The 12339-nt window shown below is 37.6% G+C and carries 10 protein-coding genes; 4 read left to right on the forward strand and 6 right to left on the reverse strand.

Annotation, left to right across the window (positions count from 1 at the left end; translation table 11 throughout):
* A partial coding sequence (locus tag RM541_RS17175; RefSeq protein ID WP_311501365.1) for a putative quinol monooxygenase occupies nt 1-295 on the reverse strand: 295 nt, incomplete at its 3' end.
* A complete protein-coding gene (locus RM541_RS17180; RefSeq protein WP_311501366.1) occupies nt 296-1129 on the reverse strand; it encodes an SAM hydrolase/SAM-dependent halogenase family protein in 834 nt (277 codons plus the stop codon).
* 232 nt (nt 1130-1361) lie between these two features.
* Here RM541_RS17180 and RM541_RS17185 point away from each other — a divergent pair, with 232 nt between their 5' ends.
* From RM541_RS17185 to acs, 3 genes are all read left to right on the forward strand, one after another.
* Complete coding sequence (locus RM541_RS17185) at nt 1362-2315, forward strand: PhoH family protein (RefSeq protein WP_311501367.1); 954 nt, start codon at nt 1362-1364, stop codon at nt 2313-2315.
* A 104-nt stretch (nt 2316-2419) separates the two neighbouring features.
* Nucleotides 2420-3367: a phosphoribosylaminoimidazolesuccinocarboxamide synthase gene (locus RM541_RS17190; RefSeq protein ID WP_311501368.1), complete on the forward strand. Its 948-nt coding sequence runs from the start codon at nt 2420-2422 to the stop codon at nt 3365-3367.
* 307 nt (nt 3368-3674) lie between these two features.
* Nucleotides 3675-5582, forward strand: a complete 1908-nt coding sequence (gene acs / locus RM541_RS17195; protein WP_311501369.1) for an acetate--CoA ligase — start codon at nt 3675-3677, stop codon at nt 5580-5582.
* Nucleotides 5583-5638: 56 nt separating this feature from the next.
* Here the strand turns inward: acs and RM541_RS17200 are convergent, their stop codons facing one another.
* The 4 genes from RM541_RS17200 to RM541_RS17215 all read right to left on the reverse strand — a co-directional run bounded on the left by RM541_RS17200 (nt 5639) and on the right by RM541_RS17215 (nt 10598).
* Entirely contained in the window at nt 5639-6307 is a 669-nt protein-coding gene (locus RM541_RS17200) for a 3'-5' exonuclease (protein WP_311501370.1), read from the reverse strand.
* Complete coding sequence (locus RM541_RS17205; protein ID WP_311501371.1) at nt 6304-8226, reverse strand: DUF294 nucleotidyltransferase-like domain-containing protein; 1923 nt, start codon at nt 8224-8226, stop codon at nt 6304-6306. The genes RM541_RS17200 and RM541_RS17205 overlap by 4 nt, the downstream gene beginning before the upstream one ends.
* A 70-nt stretch (nt 8227-8296) precedes the next feature.
* Nucleotides 8297-9373 carry a DNA topoisomerase IB gene (locus RM541_RS17210; protein WP_311501372.1) on the reverse strand — a complete coding sequence of 359 codons (1077 nt, stop codon included), beginning with the start codon at nt 9371-9373 and terminating at the stop codon, nt 8297-8299.
* 136 nt (nt 9374-9509) lie between these two features.
* Nucleotides 9510-10598, reverse strand: coding sequence for a M42 family metallopeptidase (locus tag RM541_RS17215; protein WP_311501373.1), 1089 nt, complete (start codon nt 10596-10598; stop codon nt 9510-9512).
* A 134-nt stretch (nt 10599-10732) separates the two neighbouring features.
* Here RM541_RS17215 and RM541_RS17220 point away from each other — a divergent pair, with 134 nt between their 5' ends.
* Entirely contained in the window at nt 10733-11398 is a 666-nt protein-coding gene (locus RM541_RS17220) for a DUF4294 domain-containing protein (RefSeq protein WP_311501374.1), read from the forward strand.
* Nucleotides 11399-12339: the final 941 nt, after the last annotated feature.

Genomic DNA, 12339 nt, shown 5'->3' on the forward strand with positions numbered 1-12339 from the left:
CTTCACTACTCCATTCCTTACTCACACTCCAGGCTTCGGGTTTTTCGTTAAAAAGGATTTTGGTTTTTGCCCAGACTGCTTTAAATAATTCTGAATTCCGGTAGTTTTTTAGGGCTTGTTCATTCTCCCAGTAACTATACGTGAAAAACTGATTAGTATTGTCTTTTCCTCTGTACAATTCTAAAAATTCGCAACCTTCGAATGCGCGGATTTTCAGTTTGTTTTCTTCAAAATTATTGAGAAAAGTTTCGATATTTTCAGGAGCAAAGCTCATTTTTACAATTCTTACCAGCATTTATTCAAAATTAATAGTGACGGTATCCAGCAGATCCAGACCAAAAAGACTGGAAGCACTGCCTACCGTGTGCGGATTGCTTTTATAAATAGCAAGTTCTATATATCCTGCGGAATTATAAACCGCGAGCTTTTTACCGTCTTCTTCTCCACGTTTTTCCTTTTCAAGATCAAAATTTATCGCATCACTGTAGGTTTCATAAATTTCAGAAAAAGTAACCATTCGTGCACTCATTACAAAATCCCTGCCTTTACCAACACTTTCGAAAAATTTTCGGGTAATATTAGTCACCACGTTTCCGTAGTTATCGATATAGAGCACATGGCCAATGATTTGATTTTTCTCTGAATTTACTAAAGGCTCAAGCTGCTTGAGGTATTTAATCTCACTAATGCTTTTGCCAATAACTTCAAGGGTACCGCCACGCGCCAGGTGACAGGCAACTTTTACAAAAACATCCAGCACCGGGAAATTAGTTTCAATCTTGTCGTGGATATTGATTTCCACAATTTTTTCAGGATTTATTTCCGAAGCGAGTAAAGAAAGTATCCCGTTGTTAGCGCAAATAAAAAAATGCTCATCCAGGTAAACCGCTAGATGCTTATTTTCCGGAGTCAATTCAGAATCGATACCGATTATGTGTATACTTCCTTTGGGAAAACTATTGTAGGCGTTTTTGATAATGTATGCAGCCTCACTTATATGAAATGGAGAAACTGAATGAGAAATATCAACAATCCGTACTTCATTCAATTCACTGTAAATAGCTCCTTTAACCGCTCCTGCAAAATAATCTTTCTCTCCAAAATCGGTAGTTAAAGTGATGATGGCCATATATGAATGTTAATATATTTTTTAAGTTGTAACGGGTTTTTTTACCTAAGTTTGTATAGTAAGCGAAGATAATTTTATTTTACTCAATACAATTCGAAATGGGGTAAAAATAAAACTTCTTAACAAGTAAAAACAGGCGGTGCCGAACAGGTGTGGCTAGAATATAGAAATTGAAAAACAGTTGATAATTTGAGATACTTTCCATTTAACATTAATATAAAACCATAGGCTTTTGAACGAACTTGTAATCGAACTTTCGGAAATTAATCCACGAGAATTTTTTGGTCAGCAGAATGAACATATAGAGCTTCTTAAGAAGTACTTTCCTAAATTAAAAATTGTTGCAAGGGGCAGTAAAATTAAAGTCTTTGGAGACGAAGAAATGCTGGAGGAATTCGATATGCGTTTTAATATGTTGATGGACCATTTCGGAAAATATAATAAGTTGGACGAAAATGTAATTGAAAGGGTACTTACCAGTGATAGTAAAGAAGATTACAGCGCATCTGAAGCAAGCGGCCAGGTTTTAGTTCATGGAGTTAGTGGAAAACTGATAAAAGCACAAACTGCCAATCAGCGTAAGCTTGTCGAACTGAGTTTTAAGAACGATATGGTTTTTGCAGTTGGTCCTGCAGGAACCGGGAAAACCTATACCGGCGTTGCACTTGCCGTAAAAGCGCTTAAGGAAAAACAGGTAAAAAGGATTATTCTTACCAGGCCTGCGGTAGAGGCAGGAGAGAACCTGGGATTCCTTCCGGGAGATCTTAAAGAAAAACTGGATCCATATATGCAGCCGCTTTACGACGGACTGCGCGATATGATCCCACACGAAAAACTGGAAACCTTTATAGAAAAAGGAATTATCCAGATTGCGCCTTTGGCTTTTATGCGGGGAAGAACCCTGGATAATGCCTTTGTTATTCTGGATGAAGCACAAAATACTACGCATGCCCAAATGAAAATGTTTCTTACCAGGATGGGTAAGAATGCAAAGTTTATGATTACCGGCGATCCCGGGCAAATTGATCTCCCACGGCGGGTGATTTCTGGTTTAAAGGAAGCCCTGTTAATCTTGAAAGACGTAAAAGGTGTTGGTATTATTCATCTGGATGATAAAGACGTGATAAGACACAGGCTGGTGAAAAAAGTAATTGCAGCTTATAAAGAAATTGAACATACTGAATAATAAAATGTATTACCTACCAGGTTTTAAAAAACTGGGAAGTCTTCATTGGAAGAATTGAATTTTAGAATTTTCTTACTTTAAATTTTATAGAATCTCCTTTATTAATGAATAATACAATTACAAAGACAAATTTTAATTTTCCCGGGCAGAAATCTGTTTACAAAGGGAAAGTCCGTGACGTATATGCTTTAGAAGATGAACGGCTTGTAATGATTGCCAGCGACAGGCTTTCAGCCTTTGATGTGGTAATGCCTAAAGGCATTCCGTATAAGGGACAAATCCTGAATCAGATCGCAACAAAGATGATGAAGGATACCGAAGATATTGTGCCTAACTGGTTGGAGGCAACTCCAGACCCTAATGTGGCCGTAGGACAAACCTGCGAACCTTTTATGGTAGAAATGGTGATTCGCGGATATCTTTCGGGACATGCTGCCAGGGAATACAAATCGGGAAAAAGAACTTTGTGCGGAATACAAATGCCTGAAGGGATGCAGGAAAATGACAAATTTCCGACTCCCATAATTACTCCGGCGACAAAAGCGGAACACGGTGACCATGATGAGGATATCACAAGAGAGGACATTATAAAAAGAGGAATTGTTTCTGAAGAAGACTATAAAGTCCTGGAGGATTATACCCGAAAATTGTTCCAACGCGGGACTGAAATTGCTGCGGAAAGAGGACTGATTCTCGTGGACACGAAGTACGAATTTGGAAAAACAAAGGATGGGAAAATCGTACTGATAGATGAAATCCATACCCCTGATTCTTCGCGTTATTTCTATATACAGGGTTACGAGCAGCGTCAGGAAGCAAAGGAGCCGCAAAAGCAGCTTTCGAAGGAGTTTGTAAGGCAGTGGCTTATCCAGAATGATTTCCAGGGGCTGGAAGGACAAAAAGTACCTGAAATGAGTGATGAATATGTTGAATCTGTTTCGGAAAGATATATAGAACTTTATGAAAAAATTACCGGCGAAGAATTTCAAAAAGCTAATGTTTCTAATATTCAGCAACGGATTGAACAAAATGTCCTGAATTACCTGCGTTAGGGACCTATGCCGAAAATGGCAATTTTCGATATGAGACCAGATGAGGAACAGATAATACTCATTTGTCGATAAATCTGGTCACGTCTAAAAGACTATGAGCGATATATTTTATATCGCTTTTTTATTGGCAAATTTCCGGTTAAAAACATAAAAAACTACTGCTGATTTAGTCAATTTTCAATAGATTTATGTTTCAATCAGAGAAATTAATAAAAGAAGGTGCTTTTCAGCATAGATTACATTCTGATTATTATAAGGAGAATCATTTTCCGAAGAAAAATTATTTTAACCAACTATTCATAATAATATGAGTAATTACAGCATTAAAAATTTAGAAGAATACTTTCAGGTATACCGGAAATCTGTCAGAGAACCTGAAAATTTTTGGGAAGAAGTGGCAGAAGAACATTTTACATGGCGTAAGAAGTGGGATAATGTTCTTAGCTGGGACTTTTCTAAACCCGAAATTAAATGGTTCGAAAACGCAAAGCTAAATATCACAGAAAATTGCATTGACCGACACTTATTTACCCGTGCCGATAAAACGGCAATTATCTGGGAGCCTAACGATCCTAAAGAAGAATCGCTGCATATTTCTTACAAAGAGCTCTTGGAAAGGGTAAATAAATTTGCAAATGTACTTAGGAGTAACGGAATTAAAAAAGGTGATAAGGTTTGTATTTACTTACCCATGATCCCGGAACTTTCTGTAGCTATGCTCGCCTGCGCGCGGATTGGTGCAATCCATTCTGTTGTTTTTGCAGGTTTTTCGGCCACAGCGCTTGCTACCCGTACAAATGATGCAGACTGCAAAATGTTGATTACTTCTGATGGTTCTTTCCGTGGAAATAAAACGCTGGATTTAAAAGGAATTGTTGACAAAGCTTTGGAAGATTGTCCTAATGTAGAAACTGTATTGGTAGCAAAAAGAGTTGGTTCAGATATTAACATGAAAGAAGGCCGGGATAAATGGTTGCAGCCTTTGCTGGACGAAGCTTCTTCAGAATGCGAACCGGAAGTTATGGATGCAGAAGATCCGCTTTTTATCCTTTACACTTCAGGTTCTACGGGCACTCCCAAAGGGATGGTGCATACTACCGGAGGTTATATGGTATATACGGCTTATACGTTTAAGAATATTTTTCAGTATAAAGAGGAAGATATTTATTGGTGTACTGCAGATATTGGCTGGATTACCGGGCATTCTTACATTTTGTACGGACCACTGGCAAACGGCGCTACAACTTTAATGTTTGAAGGTGTTCCTTCTTATCCTGATTACGGTCGTTTTTGGGAAGTGGTTGAAAAGCATAAGGTGAACCAGTTTTACACAGCTCCAACAGCCATACGTGCGCTCGCTAAGCGGAATATTGAGTTCGTTGAAAAGTATGATCTTTCTTCGTTAAAGGTTCTGGGTTCTGTTGGTGAACCTATTAATGAAGAGGCCTGGCACTGGTATAATGACAATATTGGTAAAAATAAAAGCCCTATTGTAGATACCTGGTGGCAAACGGAAACAGGCGGAATAATGATTTCTCCAATTCCTTATGTGACACCTGCGAAGCCTACGTATGCAACATTGCCATTCCCGGGAATTCAGCCGGCACTTATGGATGAGAATGGTAATGAATTAAAAGGGAATCAGGTAGATGGGAGACTTTGTATTAAATTTCCATGGCCTTCAATGGCCCGTACAATTTACGGAAATCACCAGCGCTACAAGGATACTTATTTTTCTGCTTATGAAAATAAATATTTTACCGGTGACGGTGCCTTGCGCGATGAAGTCGGATATTACCGGATTACGGGTAGGGTAGATGATGTTATAATAGTTTCCGGACATAACCTTGGAACGGCGCCTATAGAAGATGCGATAGATGAGCATCCGGCAGTGGCAGAATCTGCGGTTGTAGGTTACCCTCACGATGTTAAAGGAAACGCGCTCTATGCCTTTGTTATTCTGAAGGAAACTGGGGAATCCAGAAATCAGGATAACTTAAGAAAGGAAATTAATCAGTCGATTTCTGATAGAGTAGGACCAATTGCTAAACCTGAAAAAATTCAGTTTGTAAGTGGCTTGCCCAAAACAAGAAGTGGTAAAATTATGAGAAGGATTTTGAGAAAAATAGCTTCTAATGATACTTCTAATCTTGGAGACACATCTACATTATTAAATCCGGAAATCGTTCAGGAATTAATAGATACTACTTTGTAAATAGCACAATAAGAACTTTTAAAAAAGCTGTTTCAGAATATCCTGAAACAGCTTTTTTAATATCTAAATAAGCTACTTCTTTTCATTTGCCCATTTTTATTCAGTCTGCCCATAATCTTCAGAAAAGCAATAGCTGTAATAAATGCATCGCCGGCTGCTGTATGCCGGTCGGAAACATCAATAGTATATGCTTCAGCAATTTCATCGAGCGAATAATTTTTATCCCTATCGATAAGGTTAGAAAGGATGCGGGTCTTTCTATAAAGTATTACTGTGTCCAGAATCTTGTTTTTTAATTTTGGAAGCTCCATACGTCTCAATGCTTTGTTTATCATAGTAATATCAAAGTTTGCATGGTGTGCCACAAGGACTGCATTTTCAATATACTTCAGGAATTCTTTTACCGCTTCTTCTTCAGATAAAGTTGCTACTTTTTCATTTTTTATTATTCCGTGTATTTCAACAGATTCGGGATTAAATTTTTCCTGTTCAATATAAATTTCAAGATTGTCTGCCATGTTTATCTGGTTGTGCTGCACACTCACAGCTCCAATGCATAGCATCCGGTCTTCCTTAAAATCAAAACCTGTAGTTTCTGTATCGAGAACAACAAATCTTGTGTCTAAAGCCTTCTCGGGTAACTTCTCTTCAAATTTTTTTGCATAAGCTTTCCAGAAATCCGGCAGATTCTCCGGCTCCTTTCTTTTAAACCAGTCTAAAATCATGGTAAGTAGGATGAAATTTCAAACCTGAATTTAATTAACTCCTGAACATCTTTAATACTTTTAAAGCAGCGTTTGAGTTTTATTTTATCTTCTTTACTCAAATCCTGAAGGTTAATAAACCTGCCGCTGTCTTTATGCCGTAAACCTTGTTTTGTCCTGAATTTAAGCAATGCCTTGGAAGAGTAGGAGCAGGCGAGGTAAAGTTCTTTGTTTGCCGGCTCCAGTTGCGCCAACTTTTCAAACCTTTCGGCAGTATTGCTTATATTCTTTACCTGGTACAAGAGACTTAGTACCCTTCCGGCATCAGTAAGCGGAGTAATAGCACGTTTTTTAATATCAAAAAAATCTTTGTTTTCCCCATCATGCTCCACTAAAAACTGGCGGAAAAAACCGAGCGGTGTAGGATTCCGCAGTGCACTTGCCGCCAGCAATGTCAGGAATTTTTTATATGATTCTATTTCTTTATAAATATGATCTGCCAATTCGTTCGATAATTTAACGTCGCCATAGGAGATATCATAGTCAAAGAAAATGGAACAGAGTAAAATTTGATCGGGACCCGGTTCTACAATCCAGTCAGAAAATTGTTCTTTCCATTCCTTTAAGCTCAGGCAATAATCTGGATTCCTGGCCATCATTTCTGCCGGACAAAATTCATAGCCAATTATGCTCAGCCGTTTTGTGACTTTTTTCGACAGCTTCAGAAAGTATTCTTTGGTTTCTTCCAGTTTTTCTTCAGGAACATCTTCAAAAACCAAAGCGTTATCCTGGTCGGTATGCAGTAACTGCTCCTTACGTCCCTGGCTACCTAGCGAAAGCCATGCGAAATTAACAGGTGGCGGAGTTTCCATTTTTTCTATACAACGGTCAATGATTCTTTTAATAGTGGCGTCATTCAGCTCAAAAAATATTTTTGAAATATGCGTTAGTGGAATATTGTGATCCAGGTATCCCCTTAAAAGTTGTGTTATTTTGTTCCTTACTTTCTTAAGTTTCTTAGTGCTTCGTGCCCGTTTAATAGCCTTCATTAAGACGGAAGGATTATTGGCCTGGGAAACAATAATATCATGTTCAGAAACAATTCCTTTCACCCTGGTATTGGGAGTGCCGTCCTTTGTGATACAAATGTGATTTATATTATGCTTCATCATGGTCAACTGGGCTTGCGCGATGGTTATATTCCGGGAGTAACAGATTACAGGGGAAGTCATTATCTCAGAAACAGAGGTATCTATACTTAATCTTCCTGTAGCTACCATTTTTCTGAAGTCCATATCAGTCACTATACCTATAGGAATTTCATTTTCGGTAATTAAAATAGATCCTACTTTTTTATTGCTCATGAGATTGGCAGCGGTCTTTATCGTCGTTTCCGGTGGTACCGTCACGATCTTTTTTACTATTGGTACAGGCTGCAATTCGTACATTGCATCTGTTTTAAAGTCTACAGTATTATCCGTAACCAACTGCCCGCGGTGTTCAGGTGAATATGGGTTTCGGGTATTAGATGCAAAGCTTTCTATCAGGAAATTACCTACCCTGGAATTATTTTCAGCTATTGGTTTAAAAATGGAAATAGGAATAGCATATAAAATGCTTTCCTCATCAGTATCAGCATTTATGAGGTAGTTTTCTTTGGCAAATAAAGGCCTGAGACCAAAAATATCGCCCTCGTCACATTTGTCGATTGTCTCTGCTTCTCCATTTTCATTAATCTTTTGAAGGTCAATGGCACCTTTATTAACGATGTAGAAATGTTCATGCCCATTTTCTCCTTTTCTAAAGACAGGTTTTCCTTTTTCCATGTAAATAACCTTTACATCTTTAGAAATTGTAAGGAGTTGTTTCTCCTCCAGAAGAGAAAAGGGCGGAAATTCTTTTAAAAAGTCGGCAATTCTTGCTGCAATGGTATTCTTCATACCGCTAATTTACAAAAAGAGAAACAGGAGTTTCTAAGAAATGAAACTTCTAAGCGTATGCCTGAAAATGTCAAATTTCGATCTCATAATCTTTAATCATCTTTAGCATGATTTTTTCTGTTTCAGAAAGTGAAGCGTAATTTTTGTTTTCGTCGTTTTTAACTCTTTTAAAATAGGGAACAATTTCTCCATTTTCATATGAAGATAAAATTTTAGGGTGCACGTAATATGTGCGACACACGCTGCGGGTATTTCCCAGTCCGGTAGCGGCGGCATCAAATGCGGTGATCAGGTTTTTCTTGTTTTCTTTTTCATCTTCAGTATACCCAATCTCTTTCAGGGTTTCAAAAAATATCTTTGAGGCAGACCAGGTCCTGAAGTCTTTGGCAGAAAACATATCTCCACTCAGTTCATGAATGTATTCATTAATCATACCGCTGTCTATGGCATGTTTCTTCCCATCTTCATCATAAAATTTAAAAAGTTCCCATCCCGGAATTTCTTCACATTGATTGATGAGTTTTACGAGTTGTTTATCCTTTACGCTTATGGAATGTTCTTTGCCTTTTTTTCCTATAAATTCGAACTTCACTTCATTCTTATAGGTCTTTACATGACGGGAGCGAAAGGTTGAAAGTCCATAGGTTTTGTTATTTTTAGCGTAATAGTCGTTGCCAATTCTAATATGTGTTTCTTCCATTAGACGAATAACAAGAGCCAGGATTTTACGCCTGCTCATCTCCGGGAGATCCAAATCTTCATCAACTTGTTTCCTGATTTTTGGGAGTTTGTCTCCAAAGGCTGCCATTTTGAAGAATTTTGTCTGGTTCCGGATTTTCGTCCATAGAGGATGGTACATATACTGTTTCCGATCTTTATCGTCACGACCCACTACCTGTAAGTGGCCGTTTTCCAGATGCGTGATACGCACATTCTTCCAGGCTGGAGGAATTACAAGTTTCTTTATGCGCTTAAGAGTTTTACTATCAGAGACTTTTTCATCCTCTCTGTAGTAAGCGAAACCTCTTCCTACTTTTTTCCGATTTATAGATAAGTGATGTTCTAAAATATAAACCAGGTTAGCCATTTCTATGGCTTCTCTCGGATTTTCTATGATAGTATTTACCTCTTCAGGAGAAAGAGTCATGCTTTTTTTTGTACAATATAATCTGAAATCAAACCGGGACCTGATAAAATAATGTGAAACTTAAGCTAACAGAAATAAAAAACTCCTTTTCAGAAGCGCCTGAAAAGGAGTAATAAATTTATACTTTGGATCAACTTTATTTAAAATAACTGAAAGTTTCGCCTTCCTTGATCTGGAGGACACTTTCGTAAATTAGCCGAATCACGTTTTCGACATCTTTCTTATGCACCATTTCAACTGTTGTGTGCATATAACGTAGCGGTAGCGAGATAAGAGCAGAAGCTACACCGCCATTGCTATAAGCAAAAGCATCGGTATCTGTTCCGGTAAAACGGGAAGATGCCATTCGCTGGAAAGGAATATTATTCTTTTCTGCAGTTTCAATTAAAAGCTCCCTTAGATTGTTTTGAACGGCAGGCGCATAGGAAATAACCGGTCCGTCTCCAATTTTTGTCAAACCATTGGTTTTCTTTTCAATCATTGGCGTAGTGGTATCATGAGTAACATCAGTTACTATGGCCACATTGGGCTTAATGCGTTGTGTAATCATTTCGGCACCACGAAGTCCAATTTCTTCCTGCACAGAGTTGACAATGTATAGACCAAAAGGTAACTTTTTCTTATTCTCCTTAAGAAGTTTAGCAACCTGTGCCACCATAAATCCGCCAACACGATTGTCAAGTGCGCGGCTTACGTATTTATCTTCATTTAGAATAAAGAATTCATCGGGATAAGTAATTACACAACCTACATGAACTCCTAATTTTTCAACTTCTTCTTTAGAACTGCACCCTACATCTATTGAAATGTTTTCTAGTTTTGGGGATTGCTCCTCTTCTTTTTTACGCGTATGAATGGCTGGCCAGCCAAACACACCTTTTACGATACCTTTTTTGGTATGGATATTCACCCTTTTGGAAGCCGCAATCTGGTGATCACTTCCTCCATTTCTAATTACATAAATCAGGCCTTCATCTGTAATATAATTTACATACCAGGAGATTTCATCGGCATGACCCTCAATAACAACTTTAAATTCTGCTTCAGGATTAATTACGCCTACAGCAGTGCCATAAGTATCTGTAAAAAATTCATCCACATAAGGTTTTAGGTATTCCATCCAAAGCTTTTGACCTTCAGATTCGTAGCCGGTTGGAGCGGCATTATTTAGGTATTTTTCAAGAAAATTAACTGATTCTTTATCTAAAATGTTTTCTGCTTTCATGCTTTTTAAAATTTCCACGAATTTACTAAGAATAAAATGCTTTGCAATTTAAGATTCATTAATTTTGGAATGGTTTTAGCTAAATCTGTTTTCAAAATTAAGAAGGAAGAGTGAGATATATTTGGATAATATTAATGGGAATAGTTTTCTCTAATGGATATGCTCAGGAAAATATAGAGGAAAATGACAGCATAGAGGAAACATACATGATCATTGCTGGTGATACTGTTCCCAGGAAGAGCATAGATCTGGATGAAGTCGTTATTTTAAGAAAATTGAAGTTTAGCAGCAATGATGAAAGAAGGCAATACCTTATACTAAGGCGAAAAACCAGAAAAGTATATCCTTATGCCAAATTGGCTTCAGAACGATTAGTAGAGCTAAACAGCAGGTTAGAGGATATTAAATCAAAATCTTCCCGTAAAAGATATACCAGGATTGTTCAGAATTATATAGAAGATCAGTTTTCTGAAGAACTAAAAAAGTTGACACATACCGAAGGGCAGATTCTGGTGAAATTGATCCACAGACAAACCGGAACTACAGCTTTTAACCTTATAAGGAATCTCAAGAGTGGCTGGCGCGCATTTTGGTATAATACTACAGCCAGCTTATTTGATATATCTCTAAAGGAGGAATACGATCCAAAAAATAATCAGGAAGATTTTCTCATAGAAGACATACTCCAGAGATCCTTTCAGGCAAATATTCTCGATCCGCAGGCTACAGCGCTAGATTTCAAATACATAGAATTAACCGATAAATGGCGTGCTGAAAAAAAAAATAACAAGAGAAGCTAAGTTTTACTTCCTTTCCCTTTTCTGGTCCATTTCTTTTTTCTATATTTAGATAAATTCAAATTGCATTTTTGTAGATTCTTTTCTATAAATAATTTTTCCCTAAAGAAGGATTATGGCTGAATTTGAATTCTTTATTATTTAGTGTATAATTTTTTTGTTTTTAAGTAGGGCGTTTCCGCTCCCGGAAAGGTCGCGGCCTGGCTATCCGCTGTATCTTATAGCGGTTTTTGGAGAAGGGGAGAAGTGAGGTATATATAAGGAGGTCGATAATTGCCAAATTAGGGCATAGACTATTTTCCGCTATAAGGATGCCGCTGCTATCCCTAACGCAGGAATGGAAGTGAAAAGTGAAAAGTGAAAAGTGAAAAGTACATCTCATAACGCACTTATATTTATAGACACCAATTATTACTTTGGAAGCTCATCTTGGAACAAAGACTGCCGATAATTGCCATTTTTGAGGCATGATCTTTTCCACGCATATAGTTCCTTCCCTTTTTACAAGGGAAGGTGGCTTTATCGGCGATAGCAGATAAAGACGGAAGGGTAAAAACCCTGATTTGAAGCAGGAACTTGATTTTTCAAGATTAGCTGGGACTAGATATACTAATGAGATGCCGATAATTGGCATTTGGAAGGCTTGATCTTTTCCATGCATATAGCTCCTTTCCTTTTTTTCAAGGGAAGGTGGCTTTATCAGCGATAGCAGCTAAAGCCGAAAGGGTAAAAACTATCATTTGAAGCAGGAACCTAATTTTTAAAGATTAGCTTTTGCTACATATATTAAGGAGAAGGTCGATAATTGCCAAATTTAAACCGTTTCTTAGGGATAAGCCCGGAGCTTTCAATTTTAAGCAAAAAAAACTTTCAGGTTTAAAACTGGAGTTTTCAATGAGTTAGGCTAGGTTCTTAAAGAAAAGATAAAAAAAGATGGAAAGGGA

Source organism: Autumnicola psychrophila (assembly GCF_031846645.1).
Classification (GTDB): domain Bacteria; phylum Bacteroidota; class Bacteroidia; order Flavobacteriales; family Flavobacteriaceae; genus Autumnicola; species Autumnicola psychrophila.